At 70.2% G+C, this 17,151-nt stretch carries 19 protein-coding genes and 1 tRNA gene; 12 read left to right on the forward strand and 8 right to left on the reverse strand.

The window, feature by feature from the left end; all coding sequences use genetic code 11:
• Positions 1 to 27: 27 nt before the first annotated feature.
• Complete coding sequence (locus tag ACL02T_RS28160) at positions 28 to 1,635, reverse strand: acyl-CoA dehydrogenase family protein (RefSeq protein WP_412833810.1); 1,608 nt, start codon at positions 1,633 to 1,635, stop codon at positions 28 to 30.
• Positions 1,636 to 1,742: 107 nt separating this feature from the next.
• Between ACL02T_RS28160 and ACL02T_RS28165 the strand changes: the two genes are divergently transcribed.
• From ACL02T_RS28165 to ACL02T_RS28180, 4 genes are all read left to right on the forward strand, one after another.
• On the forward strand, positions 1,743 to 2,687 hold the full coding sequence (locus ACL02T_RS28165) for a Ppx/GppA phosphatase family protein (RefSeq protein ID WP_412833811.1): 945 nt from the start codon (positions 1,743 to 1,745) through the stop codon (positions 2,685 to 2,687).
• On the forward strand, positions 2,684 to 3,439 hold the full coding sequence (locus ACL02T_RS28170; protein ID WP_412833812.1) for a uracil-DNA glycosylase: 756 nt from the start codon (positions 2,684 to 2,686) through the stop codon (positions 3,437 to 3,439). The genes ACL02T_RS28165 and ACL02T_RS28170 overlap by 4 nt, the downstream gene beginning before the upstream one ends.
• 109 nt (positions 3,440 to 3,548) lie before the next feature.
• Positions 3,549 to 4,910, forward strand: a complete 1,362-nt coding sequence (locus tag ACL02T_RS28175; RefSeq protein WP_412833813.1) for an NAD(P)/FAD-dependent oxidoreductase — start codon at positions 3,549 to 3,551, stop codon at positions 4,908 to 4,910.
• Between the two features lie 98 nt (positions 4,911 to 5,008).
• Positions 5,009 to 5,081 (forward strand) — tRNA-Leu (locus ACL02T_RS28180).
• On the opposite strand, the gene ACL02T_RS28185 is transcribed toward ACL02T_RS28180, so the two are convergent.
• The 3 genes from ACL02T_RS28185 to mobF form a co-directional block, all read right to left on the reverse strand.
• Positions 5,050 to 6,744, reverse strand: coding sequence for a recombinase family protein (locus ACL02T_RS28185; protein ID WP_412833814.1), 1,695 nt, complete (start codon positions 6,742 to 6,744; stop codon positions 5,050 to 5,052). The two genes, ACL02T_RS28180 and ACL02T_RS28185, sit on opposite strands and share 32 nt — an antisense overlap.
• A gap of 181 nt (positions 6,745 to 6,925) precedes the next feature.
• A complete protein-coding gene (locus tag ACL02T_RS28190) occupies positions 6,926 to 7,162 on the reverse strand; it encodes a hypothetical protein (protein ID WP_412833815.1) in 237 nt (78 codons plus the stop codon).
• Entirely contained in the window at positions 7,162 to 8,907 is a 1,746-nt protein-coding gene (mobF, locus tag ACL02T_RS28195; RefSeq protein ID WP_412833816.1) for a MobF family relaxase, read from the reverse strand. The genes ACL02T_RS28190 and mobF overlap by 1 nt, the downstream gene beginning before the upstream one ends.
• A gap of 285 nt (positions 8,908 to 9,192) precedes the next feature.
• On the opposite strand from mobF, the gene ACL02T_RS28200 reads away from it, so the two are divergent.
• Positions 9,193 to 10,362, forward strand: a complete 1,170-nt coding sequence (locus ACL02T_RS28200; protein ID WP_412833817.1) for a DNA cytosine methyltransferase — start codon at positions 9,193 to 9,195, stop codon at positions 10,360 to 10,362.
• Here ACL02T_RS28200 and ACL02T_RS28205 read toward each other — a convergent pair.
• Both ACL02T_RS28205 and ACL02T_RS28210 read right to left on the reverse strand, forming a co-directional pair.
• On the reverse strand, positions 10,359 to 10,961 hold the full coding sequence (locus ACL02T_RS28205; protein ID WP_412833818.1) for a histidine phosphatase family protein: 603 nt from the start codon (positions 10,959 to 10,961) through the stop codon (positions 10,359 to 10,361). The two genes, ACL02T_RS28200 and ACL02T_RS28205, sit on opposite strands and share 4 nt — an antisense overlap.
• Before the next feature lie 66 nt (positions 10,962 to 11,027).
• Positions 11,028 to 12,203, reverse strand: a complete 1,176-nt coding sequence (locus ACL02T_RS28210; protein WP_412833819.1) for a PEP/pyruvate-binding domain-containing protein — start codon at positions 12,201 to 12,203, stop codon at positions 11,028 to 11,030.
• Positions 12,204 to 12,260: 57 nt separating this feature from the next.
• Between ACL02T_RS28210 and ACL02T_RS28215 the strand changes: the two genes are divergently transcribed.
• From ACL02T_RS28215 to ACL02T_RS28225, 3 genes are all read left to right on the forward strand, one after another.
• Positions 12,261 to 12,656 carry an SANT/Myb-like DNA-binding domain-containing protein gene (locus tag ACL02T_RS28215; protein ID WP_412833820.1) on the forward strand — a complete coding sequence of 132 codons (396 nt, stop codon included), beginning with the start codon at positions 12,261 to 12,263 and terminating at the stop codon, positions 12,654 to 12,656.
• Positions 12,653 to 13,288: a transcriptional regulator gene (locus ACL02T_RS28220; protein WP_412833821.1), complete on the forward strand. Its 636-nt coding sequence runs from the start codon at positions 12,653 to 12,655 to the stop codon at positions 13,286 to 13,288. Before ACL02T_RS28215 ends, ACL02T_RS28220 begins: the two co-directional genes overlap by 4 nt.
• Before the next feature lie 92 nt (positions 13,289 to 13,380).
• Positions 13,381 to 14,328: a helix-turn-helix transcriptional regulator gene (locus ACL02T_RS28225; protein ID WP_412833822.1), complete on the forward strand. Its 948-nt coding sequence runs from the start codon at positions 13,381 to 13,383 to the stop codon at positions 14,326 to 14,328.
• A gap of 53 nt (positions 14,329 to 14,381) precedes the next feature.
• Here ACL02T_RS28225 and ACL02T_RS28230 read toward each other — a convergent pair whose 3' ends face one another.
• Together ACL02T_RS28230 and ACL02T_RS28235 are read right to left on the reverse strand one after the other, a co-directional pair.
• Positions 14,382 to 14,585 (reverse strand): recombinase family protein, encoded by a 204-nt coding sequence (locus ACL02T_RS28230; RefSeq protein ID WP_412833823.1) that lies wholly within the window; start codon positions 14,583 to 14,585, stop codon positions 14,382 to 14,384.
• Positions 14,582 to 14,743 (reverse strand): hypothetical protein, encoded by a 162-nt coding sequence (locus ACL02T_RS28235; protein WP_412833824.1) that lies wholly within the window; start codon positions 14,741 to 14,743, stop codon positions 14,582 to 14,584. The genes ACL02T_RS28230 and ACL02T_RS28235 overlap by 4 nt, the downstream gene beginning before the upstream one ends.
• A gap of 156 nt (positions 14,744 to 14,899) precedes the next feature.
• Here ACL02T_RS28235 and ACL02T_RS28240 point away from each other — a divergent pair, with 156 nt between their 5' ends.
• The 4 genes from ACL02T_RS28240 to ACL02T_RS28255 are packed head-to-tail and all read left to right on the forward strand — an operon-like array spanning position 14,900 to position 17,121.
• Positions 14,900 to 15,241: a PadR family transcriptional regulator gene (locus tag ACL02T_RS28240; RefSeq protein WP_412833825.1), complete on the forward strand. Its 342-nt coding sequence runs from the start codon at positions 14,900 to 14,902 to the stop codon at positions 15,239 to 15,241.
• A gap of 1 nt (position 15,242) precedes the next feature.
• Positions 15,243 to 15,608, forward strand: coding sequence for a DUF1048 domain-containing protein (locus ACL02T_RS28245; RefSeq protein WP_412833826.1), 366 nt, complete (start codon positions 15,243 to 15,245; stop codon positions 15,606 to 15,608).
• Positions 15,605 to 16,357 (forward strand): ABC transporter ATP-binding protein, encoded by a 753-nt coding sequence (locus ACL02T_RS28250; protein WP_412833827.1) that lies wholly within the window; start codon positions 15,605 to 15,607, stop codon positions 16,355 to 16,357. The genes ACL02T_RS28245 and ACL02T_RS28250 overlap by 4 nt, the downstream gene beginning before the upstream one ends.
• Positions 16,354 to 17,121: an ABC transporter permease gene (locus ACL02T_RS28255; RefSeq protein WP_412833828.1), complete on the forward strand. Its 768-nt coding sequence runs from the start codon at positions 16,354 to 16,356 to the stop codon at positions 17,119 to 17,121. Before ACL02T_RS28250 ends, ACL02T_RS28255 begins: the two co-directional genes overlap by 4 nt.
• The last annotated feature ends 30 nt before the right edge of the window (positions 17,122 to 17,151 follow it).

A 17,151-nucleotide genomic window follows, 5' to 3' on the forward strand; every position in this document is an offset into this window, starting at 1 on the left:
GGCGGGGTCGGGGGTCAGGGTCGGGGGTCAGGGTCGGGGGGTGACGCGCTCCAGCAGGGGCTGCGCCGGGATGCCGTCGGGCAGCGTGCCGGCGGTGCGCCAGGGGCCGTCGGGCTGCAGGCGGCCGGCCAGGAAGGCGTCGGAGACCTCGGCCGGGGCGGTGCGCAGCAGCAGCGAGCCCTGCAGGCAGAGCGCCAGCAGCTCGGCGAGGCGGCGGGCGCGGCGCGGCTCGGGGTCCCGCAGCTCCGTCCGCAGCTGGGCGGCGGCCCGGTCGAGCCGCGCGTCCGTGCCCTGGGCGAGGGCGATCTCGTCGAGCACCGCCTCGACGGACTCCGGCGAGCGGGACAGCGCGCGGAGCAGGTCGAGCGCGGTGACGTTGCCCGAGCCCTCCCAGAGGGAGTTGAGCGGGCTCTCCCGGTAGAGCCGCGGCATCGGCGACTCCTCGACGTACCCGTTGCCGCCGAGACACTCCAGGGCCTCTGCGACGACCGCCGGAGTGCGCTTGCAGACCAGGTACTTCGCGGCCGGCAGCGCCAGCCGCAGGAACGCCGTCTCGCCCCGCTCGACGGCCCCGGCGAGCCGGACGGCCAGAGTGGTCGCCGCCTCGGACTCCACGGCCAGCTCGCCGACCACCGCCTGCATCAGGGGCTGGTCCGCGAGCCGGGCGCCGAACGCCGACCGGTGGGCCACGTGGTGCGCGGCCTCGGACAGCGCGGCGCGGACCGTCCCGGCCGCCCCGAGCACGCAGTCCAGGCGGGTCATCGAGACCATCTCGATGATCGTCGCGACGCCGCGGCCCTCGTCGCCCACCCGCCAGCCGACGGCGTCGACGTACTCCAGCTCCGCGGAGGCGTTCGAGCGGTTGCCGAGCTTGTCCTTCAGGCGCTGGATGCGCAGCCCGTTGCGGGTGCCGTCCGGCAGCACGCGGGGGAGGACGAAGCAGGTCAGCCCGCCCGGCGCCCGGGCGAGGGTCAGGAACAGGTCGTTCATCGGGGCCGAGGTGAACCACTTGTGCCCGACGAGGGAGTAGGTGCCGTGCGCGTCGGGGGTCGCGCGGGTGGTGCCGCTGCGGACGTCCGAGCCGCCCTGCTTCTCGGTCATCGACATACCGGCGAGCAACCCCGGCTTGGCCTGCGGGGTCTCCAGTCCGGGCGCGTACACCCGCGAACCCAGCTTCTCCTCGAACCGCAGCTCCCCGTGCCGTAGCGCCGGGACGGCGGCGTACGTCATCGAGATGGGGCAGCAGTGCCCCTGCTCCACCGTGCTGACCAGGTAGAACCCGGCCGCCCGGGCGAGGTGCGCACCGTCGAGCCACGGGGCGGCGTGCAGCCCGTGTTCGACCGACAGCCGCATCAGCGCGTGCCAGGACGGATGGAACTCCACCTCGTCGATCCGGTGGCCGTAGCGGTCGTGCGTGCGCAGCACCGGCTCGTGCTCGTTGGCCAGCCGCGCGTGCTCGCGGTACTCGGCCGAGCCGACCGCCTGGGCGAGCGCCTTCAGGTCCGGCGCCGCCCCCTCCCGGCGCAGCGCCTCGGCCAGGCCGGGGTCGCACCCGAGCGGGTCGAACCCGTCGAGCGGCGGAACCTGGTTCACGACGGTGTGCGTGCCCAGCTGGGTGCCCGGTGCCACGGTCATTACCGGAGGGTAACCCCGCGGCCGGTCGTGGCGGGAGCTCGTGGCCCCCGGACGGCCGCGCCTGCCGATACGGTGAGCGGGAACGACCCCGACAGACTGGAGCACGTATGTCCCGGGTGGCCGCCATCGACTGCGGGACCAACTCGATCCGCCTGCTGATCGCCGACGTCGCCGAGTCCTTCGACGGCACGAAGGACCTGCGCGACCTGCACCGGGAGATGCGGATCGTGCGGCTCGGCAAGGGCGTGGACGCGACCCGCCGGCTCGACCCCGAGGCCCTCGAGCGCACCCGTGTCGCGCTCGTCGACTACGCCGCCGCGATCCGCCGCAAGGGTGTCGAGCGCGTGCGCATGGTCGCCACCTCCGCCACCCGGGACGCCACCAACCCGGAGGACTTCTTCGGCATGGTCCGCGAGGTCCTCGGGACCGACGCCGAGGTGATCAGCGGGGACGAGGAGGCGCGGCTGTCCTTCCAGGGCGCGGTCGGCGACCTCGACCCGGACGACGGTCCGTTCGTCGTCGCCGACGTCGGTGGCGGCTCGACCGAGCTGGTGGTCGGCACCGCGGCCGACGGCGTCACGGCCGCCCGGTCCGTCGACGTCGGCAGCGTGCGGCTCACCGAGCGCTGCCTGCCCGGCGACCCGCCCGCGGAGGCGGAGGTCGCCGACGCCCGCAAGGTCGCCCGGGAGATTCTCGACGAGGCGTTCGACGCGGTGCCGGTCGAGGGCGTGAAGACCTGGGTGGGCGTGGCCGGCACGATCACCACGCTGTCCGGCATCGCGCAGGATCTGCCGGAGTACGACCCCGAGGCCGTGCACCTGTCCACGATGACCCGTGACGACGTCCACCGCGTCGCGCAGATGCTGATCACCTCGCCGCGCGAGGAGCGCGCGAAGCTGGGCGCGCTGCACCCGGGCCGGATCGACGTCATCGGCGCGGGTGCCCTCGTCGTCGAGGCGCTGGCGGACGAGCTGCACGCCCGCGCCGGCATCGAGAAGCTCATCGTCTCCGAGCACGACATCCTCGACGGGATCGCTCGATCGATCGCGTGAGCGACCCCGCCGGCGACCCGTCCGCGCCGACCGGGGCGCGGGCGCGCAGCGCCCCGACCCTCGCCGAGCTCGACGCCCGGGTCACGGAGTGCCGGGCGTGTCCCCGGCTGGTCGAGTGGCGGGAGAAGGTGGCGCGGGAGAAGCGCGCGGCGTTCCGCGACTGGGAGTACTGGGGCCGGCCCGTGCCCGGCCTCGGTCCGGCCGACGCCCGGCTGCTGATCGTCGGGCTGGCCCCCGCCGCGCACGGCGGCAACCGGACCGGGCGGATCTTCACCGGCGACCGTTCCGGCGACGTCCTGTACGCGGCGATGCACGCCGTCGGGCTGGCCAACCAGCCGACCGCTGTGCACCGCGACGACGGGCTGCGGCTGCTCGGCACCCGGATCACCGCCCCGGTGAAGTGCGCGCCGCCGGCGAACAAGCCGACCCCGGTCGAACGCGACACCTGCCGGCCCTGGCTCGACGCCGAGATCGAGCTGCTGCGCCCGACCCTGCGCGCGGTCGTCGTCCTCGGGGGGTTCGGCTGGCAGGCGCTCCTGCCGGTGCTCGCCGACCACGGCTGGACCGTGCCGCGGCCCCGGCCGCGGTTCGGCCACGGCGCGCACGTCGAGCTGGCCTCCGTGCGCCCGGCGGCGTCACTGCACCTGTTCGGCAGCTACCACGTGAGCCAGCAGAACACCTTCACCGGCCGGCTCACCCCGGCGATGCTGGAGGAGGTCCTCGCCACCGCGGGGCGTGCCGCCGGGCTGTAAGGGATCGGGCCATGGGTGGTCCGGGCTGTCGGTGATCTCACACCGGCTCGGACGCAGATCACGCCCGGGACGGCGGTCGGGCTTACGTCTCCGGGGTACGAATGTGGGTATGGCGCACGCGCAACGAATCGTCGTGGTCGGTGGCGGCTACGTCGGCATGTACACCGCTCTGCGGCTGCAGAAGAAGCTGCGCCGCGGGAAGGCCGACATCACGGTCGTCGACCCCCAGTCCCACATGACCTACCAGCCGTTCCTCCCGGAGGCGTCGGCCGGCTCGATCGAGCCGCGGCACGTCGTGGTCCCGCTGCACAAGGTGCTGCGCGGCTGCCGCGTGCTGACCGGCCGGGTCACCGCGATCTCCGACGCGCAGAAGCAGGTCACGGTCCAGACCGCGGCCGGCCACACGACCCAGCTCGGCTACGACGTCCTCGTCGTCGCCCCCGGGTCGGTCGCCCGCACCCTGCCCGTCCCCGGCCTGCCGGAGCAGGGCATCGCCTTCAAGACCGTCGGTGAGGCGATCTACCTGCGCAACCACGTGCTGTCCCGGCTCGACGCGGCCTCGACCACCGCGGATCCCGAGCTGCGCAGCCGGCTGCTGACCTTCGTGGTGGTCGGTGGCGGGTACGCCGGTGTCGAGGCACTCGCCGAGCTCGCCGACATGGCCCGCTACGCGACCCGCTACTACGAGGGCATCGAGCCGGGCGACCTGCGCTGGGTCCTCGTCGAGGCGATGGACCGGATCATGCCCGAGGTCGGCCCGAAGATGGGCGCGTACACGGTGCGTCGCCTGCTCGACGCCGGCATCGAGGTGCTGCTCGAGACCCGCGTCGAGTCGATGGTCGGCGGGCACGTCGTGCTGTCCGACGGGCAGGAGTTCGACGCCGACACCATCGTCTGGACCGCCGGCGTCAAGCCGAACCCGATGCTGGAGCAGACCGACCTGCCCCGCGGCCCCCGCGGGCACGTCGAGTGCGCGGCCGACCTCACGGTCGACGGTCTGAAGGGCGTGTTCAGCGCGGGCGACTGCGCGTCCGTCCCGGACCTGACCAAGGACGACCCGAACGCGCGCACCAGCCCGTCGGCGCAGCACGCCGTCCGGCAGGCGAAGGTCCTGGCGGACAACATCGTCGCGTACCTGCGCGGGTACGAGACGAAGCAGTACAAGCACAGCTACGCCGGCTCGGTCGCGAGCCTCGGCCTGTACAAGGGCGTCGCCCAGGTCTACGGGATCAAGCTCAAGGGCTTCCCGGCGTGGTTCATGCACCGCACCTACCACGTGAGCCGCATGCCCACGTGGAACCGCCGCTTCCGGATCGTCATGGACTGGACCACCGCGCTGCTCATGGGCCGCGAGGTCGTGGCGCTGGGCCAGATCCACGAGCCGAAGGCGGAGTTCAGCCGGATCGCCGGCGGCACGGTCACCCCGCTGCCCCCGACGGTCGCGCAGGAGGCCGACGCCAAGGCCAGCTGACGCGGCTCCGGTCGACAGGCGCTCGACGGCGCCCGCCCTTCACCGGGGGCGGGCGCCGCCGGCGTTCTCGCCCCGCGCCGTCGTTAGGCTTCGACCGGGCCCCCGTAGCCCAACGGCAGAGGCAGGCCCCTTAAAAGGGTCACAGTGTGGGTTCGAGTCCCACCGGGGGCACCCAACGCACAAGGCTCGAACCTTGGCCCACAGAATCAATGGCCGAGGTTCGGGCCTTGTCGGCGTCTGCGGCCCAGGTGAGGGCGTTGGCGTTGACCTCGGGGTCTAGCAGCACCTCGAAGGGGCGGTTGTTCTCGACGCGCAGCTCGTCGTCCTCCTCGATGTAGACCTTGGTGAAGAGCGCCTGGTTGCACAGGCGGCGGTTGGCGTCGTCGCAGCGGGCGTAGATGTCGGCGCAGTTCTCCAGCAGGTTCAGGGCGTCGTCCAGGTGCGCGCGGGCGTCGGTGTATTCGCCGTGGTGGGCGTCGAGTCGGCGGTTCACCTGTTCGAGCTCGCCGAGGATGCGGTCCTGCTCTCGTTTGAGGACGGCGAGGGGGATCGCGTCGGCGTAGTGGGCTTGCATGAGCCGGTCCTGCTCGTGCTCCAGCCGGTCGCGGTTGGCGGTGAGCTGGGCGAGCTCGTCGGCCTCGGCGGACATGAGCCGGTCGAACTCGTGGTGCAGCATCCCGGCCAGCGCCTCACGGCGGGCCGGCGCGATCTGCACGCGCTGGTAGTAGTCCTCGATCAGGTGCTCGACGTCCTCGATGAGGACGGCTTGACGGGTGCAGTCGGTGCGCTTGGAGTGCCGGCCGGAGCACACGAAGTAGGGGTAGACGTTGCCGTGCCGGTTCTTCGCGTTGGACACGATCAGCCGCGACTCGCAGGCGCCGCAGTAGACGGTGCCTTTCAGGTAGTGGTCGTGCACCTGCGTGGCTTCGGCCGCCGTCTTGTGCGACGTGAGGACGGACTGCACCTGATACCAGACCTCGGCTGGGACGAGCGGGTCGTGCGCGCCTTTGTAGGCGACGCCGCGGTAGATCACGTCGCCCTTGTAGTACGGGTTCGTCAGGAGCCGGTGCACCGAGGACACCGCGAGCGGCTTGGAGGGATGCTTCGGCGTCGGCAGGCTCATCAGGCCGCGCGAGGTCAGCTCGTCGTGGAGCTGGCTGACCGTCCAGCTCCCGGAGGCGTAGGCCTTGTAGGCCCACTCGATCAGCGGCGCCCGGTCGGGGTCGAGCTGCACGGTGCGTACCTCGCGGCCGAGCTCGTCGCGGACGCGGACGTTGAGATAGCCGATGGGCGCCTTGGTCGGGGTGCCGCCGTTGGCGACCTTCTGCGTCATACCCTTGATTACCTCGGTGGCGAGGTTGCGGGAGTAGAACTCCGCGATGGTGGACATGATGCCGTGCAGCAGCATCCCACTCGGGGTCTCGTCAATGTTCTCCGTGGCCGAGACGAGCATGACCCCGGCCTCTTGGAGTGCGAGGTGAATGGTCACGTCGTCGGCGCGGTTGCGGGCGAGCCGGTCGACCTTGTGGACGATGCAGTAGGCGACGCGGTTCTGCTTGACGTACTGGATCATCCGCATCAGCTCGGGCCGGTCGGCCTTACGGGCGGACTCGCCCGCGTCGATGAACTCCGCCACGATCACCGCGCCGAGTGCTTCGGCCTTGCGGCGGTTGGCCTCCCGCTGGGCGGGGATCGAGAACCCCTCGTCGGTGCCGCCCTTCTCCGCCTGCTCCTTGGTGGAGACACGCAGGTAGGACACCGCGAGGGCGGTGCCCTGGGGTGGGTCGATGAGACTGCGCACCGGATCGGCGGTGCGCGTGAACGCGGAAGTCACTTGGGGGCCTTCTCTCACACGGAATCGGCCCTCGCGCTCGGGCTGTACGCCCGAGGGGTGCTGACTGTGAGAGAAGCCCGGAGGCTTTGGACTAGGCCGGATCGGCCACGTTCGCTTGCCCGCCAGAGCGACGGGGTTAGGACTGCAACACCCCGCATCGCGAGGTTTGCTGGTCCTGATTCTACCCTGCGCCCTCCGACACGGCCAGGATCGGGACAGCGGCCGGGTCCGGTCGGTAGGTCTCGGGGGCCTCAGCCGCTCGGCGGTCTGCGCGGGCGCGGCCGGTCTCCTGCAAGGTGAGCCGGATCAGCGCCTCCGCGAGCTTGTGCAGGTCCGGTGGGTCTCGGTGCACCGCGCGCACCGAGAACGACCGCTCCTCGTAGGGCCGGCGGGCCGTCTTCTTGACGTAGGCGCCCATCAGTCCCGCAGCTCCCCGGTGCTCGGGTCGAGGCTGGCGTAGAACTCGTTCTCCCACGCCCGCCGCAACGCCGACATGGCCGTGGTCTTGCCGGCGCCGGCCGGCCCCACGAGCACGTCGACCACACGACCGGAGACGGCGACCGAGGCGAGCGCGCCGGCCTGGTCGTCGCCGAGGACCCGGCCCTCGCGGTCGGGCTTGGCCGTGATCCTCTCGACGGCCACCAACGGCACGGTCGGGCCGGTGGTGGTGCGGGCGCGCTCGAGGAGGCGGTCTTCGGCCGCCAGCAAGACCTCGGAGGAGAACACCGTCGAATGCTTCGGTCGGAACACGCTGGTCCCGTCCCACCGCTGGAACGCGGCCGGGGAGGACGCGAGCTCGGGCGGCGTGAGGCGCAGCGACCCGGCCTCGGCGGCATCCACGACGAGCCCGACGACCGCCTCGCGGTCGTGGATGGTGGCGAACCTGTAGCCCATCGTCTGCCGAGCCGCCTCGGCGGTCAGGTTCCAGCGCCGCCAGGTGGACCGCTTCTCCCCGACCGCCTCCACGACGCTCTGCCCGAGACTGGAGATGACGTCCAGCGGCACGTCGTCGGCGCGCAGCAGCAGCGGTGCGTCGTTCGCGGTGACGGTGCGCGCCCACGCGGTCGCATCGGCCCCGAGCAGCCCGCCCGCGCGCCGCCGCCAGTCGGCGGTGAGGTCGGCAAGCGAGCGGACCTCCTTCTCCGGCCGCGTGGTCAAAGTGGCTTGGGCGCGGAGCTTGATGATCGTCGCCGTCGAGGGCTGCCGGCCATGCCGAGCCGCGTACTCGGCGATGAGCCGGTTCTTCTCCGCGTCGATGTGCCGCGAGCGGGAGGAGAACTCGGCCACCAGCTCCTCCGGCACCGAGGCGATCGCCCACGCCGGGTTCCGGTCCCGGCCCATATCGCGGGACTCCCACTCGACCCCGAACGCGCGGGTCAGGTGGTCGGCGAACACGGCCTCGTGCAACTCGGACAGCGCGACCGTCGCGGCGTGCATCGGCCGACCGTCGAGGGATCGCCACTTGCCGTCGAGGACGGTCTGCGTCTTGTTCGACACGACGACGTGCGTGTGCAGGTGAGGGTCGCCCGCGCGGGAGTCGTAGTGGTCGAACGCGGTGGCGATGAGCCCGCGAACGCCGACCTGCGCAACCGCGCCGTTGCGTCCGGTTACGCCGGTGCGGGTGGCTGCAACCTCCCGTTCCATGAACGCAACCACCTCCGCAACCGCCGCATGGTGCGCGTCCGCGATGAGAGCCTGCGTCCCGGCATCCGCGACCGCCCAGAGCACCGACGCGGACTTCGGGATCGAGAAGGTGAAGTCGTAGCCCGCAACCGCCCGGCGCGTGCCGCGCTCGGTCTCCTCGGCCTCGATCCCGGCGACCGCCTCGGCCTTCGCCGCCGGCCCCATGTCGGGGTCGAGGTCGGCGACGCGGGCGGCGACCCTCTCCGCGACGCTGCGGTACTCCGGGTAAGCGCGCCCCAGCGGGGCGCCGGTGATCGGGTCGCGGCCCATGCCGACGAGGAGCTGGAGCTGGGCTTCGGAGACCTGATCGCCCGCCGCGATCCGCCCGCTGCCGAGCGCGGCGACGCCGGAGCCGAGCCAGCGACCGGGCGGGCTTCCCTCCTCCGCGTAGTAGCGCGTCAACGGCGTCGAAAGCGACCGGTCACCGTCGCTGGCCGCGACCGTGCGCAGCAGGTACTTGTACCCATCGCCCGCGCTCATCACGCGCATCGAAACCGTCACCCGACCCACCGCCTCCGCTCACCGGGCAGGTGAGCGGAGGCGGTCTGTCGCATCGGATGCGACACAACGAATCTCGCGGCGCCCTCGATCTGCAAGACGCGTGGCATCTCGAAGACGAGGCCGGGACGGAGGCGCCGGTGCGCCGTCATCGGAGCTCGGTCGACGCGGACGCGGGAGGCGCGGCGAGTACCTGCCAGGTGACCAGCCCGGCATCGAGTTCACGAATGAGATTCGACCGGGGATCACCGATCTGCCGGAGTCCTCATGCGCCAGCCGAACGACGAGCACAGCGGTCGCCGTCTACGGATCGGGTCGCTGTTCTCCGGCTACGGCGGGCTCGACCTCGCTGTGGAGGACGTGTTCGACGGCGAGACCGTGTGGTTCTCCGAGTTCAGCCCGGCACCGGCACGCGTGTTCGCCCATCACTGGCCGGGCGTGCCGAACCTGGGCGACATCACCACGATCGACTGGCACAAGGTCGAGCCCGTCGATGTGATCTGCGGCGGGTTCCCCTGCCAGGACGTGTCCACGGTCGGCAAGCGCGCCGGCCTCGGCCCCGGCACTCGCTCGGGCCTGTGGGCGCGTATGGCGGAGGCGATCGAGGTGCTGCAACCGGAGTGGGTCGTCGCCGAGAACGTGCGCGGGCTACTTTCGGCTGCCGCGACCCGCCCGACCCCGGAAGGAGACGAGACCGATGGACGCAACCCCGCCCCCGCAACCCCCGACCTCGCAACCGCAATCGAGGGCGCTGCCGTTCGCGGTGTGGAATCCGACCCGTGGCATTTGGGAGACGAGTCAGCTCGACCTTTACGGGCTCTTGGCGCCGTACTCGGCGATCTGGCCGACCTCGGGTATGACGCGCGCTGGCTCGGCCTACCCGCTTCCGACATCGGAGCACCTCACACCCGCTTTCGCATCTTCATCCTCGCCCGCGGCGCTGTTCCGCACGCCGCTGGCCTCCGACGCGGCCCGCGGCGGGGAGAGCCTGGACCGAGTGCGCGCCCGGCGCGGCACGATCGCCCTGTCCCATCAGGTCGTCGACCTGGCGCTGAACGGGCCGGCCGGCTCGCGGCGGCATCGGGAGGAGGAGCTGCTGTGGCCGCTGATCGGGCAGCTCTTCGACGCTGGGGACGCTACGCACTGGCAATCCGACGATGGGAACACCTCACCGGACGAGAAGCCCCCTCACCAACCCTCCTGAACGACGACGGGCAGTACCGCCCGGCGCCTCGCTTCGTGGAATGGCTCATGGGCCTACCGGACGGATGGGTCACCGATACCGACCTCGGGCTCACCCCGCCAGAACAGCTCACCGCCCTCGGCAACGGCGTCGTACCGGCCCAAGCCGCCCATGCGCTAAGGACCCTCCGCCGCGCGAGCGATGGCGAAGCCTCCGGTGCTGCACTCGGTCCGTCGGGGCCGCAGGTCGTTTAGGGCCAGGTTGACGGCGGGAATCCTGTCCAACGGAGTTCGGTGGGGAGATGACTCATTTCGTTGAACATGGTGATGCCAGGAGGCAAACCGGGCCGACACTCGATCACGGTCAGAGCTGCATTTGCGCTGTTGAGCGAGAGCCATCGTGCCGGCGGTGCGTCGAGGGCGTCACGGACGAGCCAGGCGATCGGGTAGGAGTGCGTGATGAGCACTTCGTGGATGTCATCGCCCTGCTCGGGTGGCGCAGCGAATCGGGCGGTGAGGCTGTGCGCGATCCGATTGCCGGCAGCGGCTTCGGCGGGGTCGTATCCGTCGAAGAACGGCACCCAGGCGTGAGGTGTTTCCTCGCGCGTCGGCACGTAGGGAACATGGTCTATGAGTTCCGCGGATTCGACTGCCGGCGTCCCAGGTCGGAGTTGTGCTGCCAGTTCCTGAGCGCTCCCCACGGCGCGGGGCAGCGGCGAGTGCCATACCGCGTCGATAGGCAGGTGTGCGAGGCGCTGGCCGAGAAGCCTGGCCTGCTTACGGCCGGTGTCGGTGAGTTCGCCGAACGCGTCGGCGTCGCCGTGTCGTGCGATGTAGAGATGTCTTGTTGCCATGAGTTCCCGGGACCCTCGGCGCGACGCGCCAGCGCCCGCTCCTTCCTGTTGGGTGCGCGGTCGGTTTCAGTCCTGTGCTGCGGTGACGGTTCCCTCCGTGCCGTTGACGGTGATCCGCGTGCCGTCCTGGATGCGCGTGGTGGCGTGCGGGATGCCGAGGACGGCGGGGATTCCGTATTCGCGGGCGACGATCGCGGCGTGGGAGAGCGCGCCGCCTGTCTCGGTGACGACAGCGGCGGCGATGCGGAACAGCGGTGTCCATGCCGGGTCGGTGTATGGGCAGACCGCGATGTCTCCTGGTTGGACGCGAGGGAAGTCGGCGGGACCGTGCAGGATGCGGGCTATCCCGGTGACGGTGCCATGGGCTCCCGGTGTGCCGATCAGCGATGGGTCCCCGGCTGGAGCCGTCGCTGGCAGCGGAGGAAGGGTCGCGGTGATCGGGCGGGCTTGGAGAATCCAGACCTTCCCGTCTGCGATCGCCCATTCGATGTCTTGCGGCCGGCCGAACACGGCGGCGATCCGGTGTCCGAGTCCTGCGAGGGTCGCGGCAGTGGCATCGTCAAGCGCCGGGAGCGTCTGCTGCTCCTCCGGCACGTTGCGGGCGACCACACCGAGCCCGTCACGGTCCAGGCGGGTTGTCTTGGCGGCGATGGTGTGCCGGATGCCTCCGTTTGACGCGACCTCATACGTGTCCGGGGTGACAGTTCCTCCGACCACACTGAGCCCGAGACCCCAGGACGCCTCGATCCGGGTGTCATCGTGCGGCTGCGCCGGGGTGAACATCACCCCTGACGCATCGGCGTCGATGAGACGCTGGACGAGCACGGCCATGTCCGGCTCACCGTCCGCGGCGTTGCCGTTCAGATGGTTCCAATAGTCGGCGGCGCGCGCCGACAACGAGGACACCCAGCAGACCCGGACCGCCTCGGCGACGGCTGGCGCTCCGCTCACAGCCAGCACGCTCTCGTACTGACCGGCCGCGGACCCTCCTGCCGCGTCCTCGCTCGCTGCCGACGAGCGGACGGCCACCGCCGGGTCCCCCATCCGCGCGAGGTGCCAGGCGAGCGCATCACGCAGTCCTTGCGACACCGACAGCCCGGGGTCCGCTCGCGCGGTGCGGCGCGCAGCAAAGGGAACCACGAAGCCGTCCGGCACCGGCAGGCCCTCCTGCAACAGCACGGCAAGGGTCGCCGCCTTCCCGCCGCCTGTGTCCGCGTTCGCATCCCGCAGAGTTGTGATCATCTCTCCATCCATCAACATTCTGTTGACAACGTTACGTTGATTGTCGAGTATTGGAGCATGGAACGCAAGCAAGACCTCCACCGCTCAGAGGGGACGGATCACGCCCAGGCTCGCCGGGAGCACGAAGCGCAGGACCGGCTACTCGCGCTCGGTGCCGAGAGGCTGGCCGATCGCCCGTGGCGACCCGCGCCGATCCCGCCCACAGCTGTTGAGTTGACGCAGTTCGCGCTCTGGCGTCACGCAGACCTCGCCCCCGACGATCTGCTCAGCGCGCTCGCGCTGCTACCTGCAGCACGAGCAGAGGTCGAGAGCGTGGAAACCGCCCTCCTGTTCACGGCGCGTACGGCGGGACTGACATGGGCCCAGATTGCCGAGGCGATGGGATTCCGGTCGCCTCAGGCCTGCCAACAGCATTTCACCCGACTCACCACCAGGCAGGGCGATTCGCAATGACCTACCTCTCATCGCCGTCGCTGCTGGTGCTGCACGCGGTGCGCCTCCTCGGCTTCACCGACCCCGCCGCGATCGCCGACCGTGCCGGGGTCAGCCACGACGACGCCATCACTGTCCTGCGCCACGCTGAACAGCGCGGATGGGTTCAATACATCGCGTTCGCAGGTCTAGAAGGATGGTCCCTGACCGAAGAAGGCAGAGTCGAGAACGAGCGCCAGCTCGCCGACGAGCGCGCCAGCGCCGACCCTGACAACGTCGTAGAAGCCGTCTACCGCGAATTCCTCCCGCTCAATGCGCGCCTCGTGCGCGCGTGCACCGACTGGCAGGTCAAGCCCACCAGCGAAGACCGACTCGCTCCCAACGACCACACCGATCTCGCCTGGGATGTCCGAATCCTTGACGAACTCGGCGCCCTCAGCATCGCTCTCGCCCGACTTATCGCCCGTCTGTCTAGCGTGCTTGCGAGATTCGACGGGAGCGATACGCGCTTCAGCGCGGCGCTCAAACGCGCCGAGGCTGGCAAAAGCGAATGGGTCGACAGAACCGACATCGACTCCTGCCACCGCGTCTGGTTCCAACTCCACGAAGACCTCGTAGCCACCCTCGGTATTGACCGCAGGACCGAGTACTGAGCCGAGCATTGGTGACCGACCCGATGCCCGCACTCGTACGCAAATCGGTCAGGACACAAGCCAGCTCCGTGGACGTGTGAGACGGGTGTGCGATGTCGGTGTCCGTTGCGCGTGCCGAACAGCAATCGACGGACGCCGACCGGTCGTTCGTTCCGATCTTCGCGCGAACGACGACGATCCATCGACCCGTAGAACCAGTCGCGTATGACTGTGTGGCGCTGATCTTCGTCAGGTCCGGGTCGGCGTTCCTGCTCAGCGAGTTCGGTGAATGTCCGGTGGCGGTCGGCGATGTGGCTGCTCTGGGCGTGAGCACTCTTTGTGCTAGCGAACCTGAGGGCTGGATCACGACTACCACGATCTACCTCGACCGTGACTACCTAGTCGATCAGGTGTTCTGGCAGCACGCGGCGTTGCTCACGGACCGGCTTGACGCGCAGGACTTCATGGACAAGGTGTACGCCGAGCCCGCGCAGGTACTCCGTCTCGGAGAGGATCGGGTCGGGATGCTAATGCCGTGGCTAGACGAGTTAGTCGCGCTCAGCGTCGCTGGACCCGACCCCGAGCACTTCTACCGGATGCAGGCCCTGTTGTTCGCCGTTCTGGATGTCCTGGTCCCCTTCGTAAACATCACGTCGGCGCCTGCCTCGGCCAGCCAACGAGCCTGGACTGTTCCCGCCCCGCCCCGTCACCGGAGGTTTCGGCCTTTGCGCGTCGAGGCGGCCGTGGCCCGCGATCTGCTGCACGGTTCCCCTGCCGAGCCGTGGACACTCGGGGTGTTGGCGGAACGAGTGCATCTGTCTCCCAAGCAACTGATGAGGGTGTTCGTTGAGGCATACGGCAAGACGCCGCTGGCGTACCTGACGATGCTCCGGGTCGAGCACATGGCGAGGCTTCTCCGCGAGGGTGAGCTGAGCATTTCCGCAGCGGGAAGGGCGGCTGGCTGGTCCAGCCGCAGCCGCGCGGCCGAAGCATTCCGTCAATGCGTCGGCGTGACCCCACAGCGGTATCGCGCCCGCGTACTGGCTGCGACAAGCGGATGACCGGGATCGGGACATCCCTGTAGCCCATCGGGACACCATCCCGTCCTCCTCGTTCACAGCGGTTCGCGGGCTGGTAGTCCGGTAGGGACTCGTCGGGTTCGGCCGAGTCGGTCGAGGTCAGCGACGACGACCGCGGATGCCTCACATTCGCGGAGGTTGGCCACCACGCGCTCCAACAGGCCGATGTCGGCGACGTCCGGCCCGAACTCCGGGCCGAGCACCATCGCCCGGACGACCGTGGCGGGCGCGTCGGTCACCGCCCGATCGCCGCGAGCAGGCAGGCAATGGCAAGGAAGATCTGAAAGGTCACGGTCAGCCCCAAGTCCTCGTTCGTGCGGGAGATGACCTGCTCCCAGATCACGGAGTCCGCGGCCTGCTCGGGCGCCGCCACCTGGGCGTCGGCCGCGTTGGACAAGACCGTCTCCTCCGGCGGACAGATCATCCTCAGCGGCCACACACCGCACGGATCGTGACGGATCCGGCGCGGCTCCGGTATTCGGTGTTGCCGAGTAGCGGTACTCGGTGTAGCTTCATACCGGTAATCAGCGTCACCGAGTAGAGGAGGTGGGCGATGGCCAACCAGCTGACGGAGATGCTGAAGGGGACGCTCGAGGGCGTCGTCCTCACCGTCCTGTCCGTGCGCCCCGCCTACGGGTACGAGATCACCGCGCAGCTGCGCGAACAGGGATTCACCGATGTCGTCGAGGGGACCGTGTACGCGCTGCTGATACGGATCGAGCAGCGCGGGTTCGTCGACGTCGAGAAGGTCCCGTCGGAGAAGGGACCGCCGCGCAAGGTCTACACCCTCAACGCGGACGGACATACCCAGCTCGCGGAGTTCTGGAGGACCTGGAGCCACCTCTCAGACCTCATCACCCGGCTCCGGACCGAACACACCGAGAGGACGACCTGACATGGCCGCCAAGTGGATCGAGGCCCTCACCGGGCCGCTGGCGCAGAAGAAGCAGTACCGCCAGGACAAGGCCCGGATCGACGCCCTGCCCGCCCCCTACGGCGAGGCCGCGAAGGCGATGCACCGCTACCTGAACTACGCAGGCGGCATCGTGGACGGGGACACGATCATCCGGATGCACACCGACCTGGCCGACCTGTGGGAGCGCGCCGCCACCGACGGCACACCGGTCCGGGCCATCGTCGGAGCGGACCCGGTGGAGTTCGCCGAAGAGTTCGCCCGCGCCTACGAGTCCGAGCACTGGATCGACACGGAGCGCGCGCGGTTCGTCGAGTCGATCGCCGCGGCGGAGCGGGAGCAGGCATGAACGCGATCGAGATCAGGGGGCTGGAGAAGTCCTTCGGCGAGGTCGAGGTGCTGCGCGGGGTCGACCTGGACGTCGCCCCCGGCACCATCCATGCCCTGCTCGGGTCCAACGGCGCGGGCAAGACCACCCTGGTCAAGATCCTCTCGACGCTGCTGCGCCCCGACACCGGCACCGCCACCGTCCAGGGCCACGACGTGACCCGGGATCCGGCGGCCGTGCGCGAGGCGATCAGCCTGACCGGGCAGTTCGCGGCGGTGGACGAGGTGCTCACCGGGCGGGAGAACCTGGTGCTCATCGCGAAGCTGCGGCATCTGAAGCGCCCCGGCGCGATCGCGGACGAGCTGCTGGCCCGGTTCTCCCTCACCGACGCGGGCGGTCGCCGGGCTGGGACCTACTCCGGTGGGATGCGTCGGCGGCTCGACATCGCGATGAGCCTCATCGGCGACCCGCCGGTGATCTTCCTCGACGAGCCCACCACGGGTCTCGACCCGCAGGCACGGATCGAGGTGTGGCAGACGATCGAGCAGCTCGCGCAGGGCGGCACCACGGTCCTGCTCACCACCCAGTACCTCGACGAGGCCGAACGCCTCGCCGACCGGATCGCGATCCTGCACCGGGGCGTGATCGCCCAGAACGGGACCCTCGCCGACCTCACGGCACTTCTGCCCCCGGCCGAGGTCACCTACGTCGAGAAACAGCCCACCCTCGAGGACGTGTTCCTCGCCATGACCGCGGGAGACGCCCGATGACCAGCCTCCTCGTCACCGACACCGGCACGTTGACCGGGCGCTCGCTGCGGCACATCCTGCGCAGCCCGGACACGATCGTCACCACCGCGGTCACCCCGATCGCCCTGATGCTGCTGTTCGTCTACGTCCTCGGCGGCGCGATCGACACCGGCGGAGGCGGGGCCTACGTGGACTACCTGCTGCCCGGGATCCTGCTGATCACGATCGCCTCCGGCATCGCCTACACCGCCTACCGACTCTTCCTCGACCTGCAGAGCGGGATCACGGAGCGGTTCCAGTCGATGCCGATCGCGCGGTCGAGCGTGCTCTGGGCGCACGTGCTCACCTCACTCGTCGCCAATCTCGTGTCGGTCGCGATCGTGGTGCTGGTCGCCCTGGCCATGGGGTTCCGGACGGGGGCGTCGGTCGGGGCGTGGCTCGCGGTCGTCGGGATCCTGGCGCTGTTCACCCTGGCCCTGACCTGGCTCGCGGTGATCGCCGGGCTGTCGGCGAAGACGGTCGACGGGGCCAGCGCCTTCAGCTACCCGCTGATCTTCCTGCCCTTCATCAGCTCCGCGTTCGTCCCCACCGCCACCATGCCCGGCCCCGTCGCCTGGTTCGCCGAACACCAGCCCGTCACCTCCGTGGTGAACACGATCCGCGCATTCTTCGCCGAGGAGCCGGTCGGCGACGAGATCTGGGTCGCCCTGGCCTGGCTGGTTGGGCTGCTCGTCCTGGCCTACGTCCTGGCGGTGTCGAGCTACCACCGCCGGACTCGGGGCTAGCGATCCGGCGCGGTGTGCCGAGAAGCCTGG

Origin of the sequence: Pseudonocardia oceanicola (genome assembly GCF_047200735.1) — a bacterium.
GTDB lineage: Bacteria > Actinomycetota > Actinomycetes > Mycobacteriales > Pseudonocardiaceae > Pseudonocardia.

Bases quoted from the DNA above. Each gene is read 5' to 3' on its own strand.
- ACL02T_RS28160 (WP_412833810.1), bottom strand. From the start codon at position 1,635: ATGACCGTGGCACCGGGCACCCAGCTGGGCACGCACACCGTCGTGAAC.
- ACL02T_RS28165 (WP_412833811.1), top strand. From the start codon at position 1,743: ATGTCCCGGGTGGCCGCCATCGACTGCGGGACCAACTCGATCCGCCTG.
- ACL02T_RS28175 (WP_412833813.1), top strand. From the start codon at position 3,549: ATGGCGCACGCGCAACGAATCGTCGTGGTCGGTGGCGGCTACGTCGGC.
- ACL02T_RS28190 (WP_412833815.1), bottom strand. From the start codon at position 7,162: ATGGGCGCCTACGTCAAGAAGACGGCCCGCCGGCCCTACGAGGAGCGG.
- mobF (WP_412833816.1), bottom strand. From the start codon at position 8,907: ATGAGCGCGGGCGATGGGTACAAGTACCTGCTGCGCACGGTCGCGGCC.
- ACL02T_RS28200 (WP_412833817.1), top strand. From the start codon at position 9,193: ATGCGCCAGCCGAACGACGAGCACAGCGGTCGCCGTCTACGGATCGGG.
- ACL02T_RS28205 (WP_412833818.1), bottom strand. From the start codon at position 10,961: ATGGCAACAAGACATCTCTACATCGCACGACACGGCGACGCCGACGCG.
- ACL02T_RS28210 (WP_412833819.1), bottom strand. From the start codon at position 12,203: ATGATCACAACTCTGCGGGATGCGAACGCGGACACAGGCGGCGGGAAG.
- ACL02T_RS28215 (WP_412833820.1), top strand. From the start codon at position 12,261: ATGGAACGCAAGCAAGACCTCCACCGCTCAGAGGGGACGGATCACGCC.
- ACL02T_RS28220 (WP_412833821.1), top strand. From the start codon at position 12,653: ATGACCTACCTCTCATCGCCGTCGCTGCTGGTGCTGCACGCGGTGCGC.
- ACL02T_RS28225 (WP_412833822.1), top strand. From the start codon at position 13,381: ATGTCGGTGTCCGTTGCGCGTGCCGAACAGCAATCGACGGACGCCGAC.
- ACL02T_RS28240 (WP_412833825.1), top strand. From the start codon at position 14,900: ATGGCCAACCAGCTGACGGAGATGCTGAAGGGGACGCTCGAGGGCGTC.
- ACL02T_RS28245 (WP_412833826.1), top strand. From the start codon at position 15,243: ATGGCCGCCAAGTGGATCGAGGCCCTCACCGGGCCGCTGGCGCAGAAG.
- ACL02T_RS28250 (WP_412833827.1), top strand. From the start codon at position 15,605: ATGAACGCGATCGAGATCAGGGGGCTGGAGAAGTCCTTCGGCGAGGTC.
- ACL02T_RS28255 (WP_412833828.1), top strand. From the start codon at position 16,354: ATGACCAGCCTCCTCGTCACCGACACCGGCACGTTGACCGGGCGCTCG.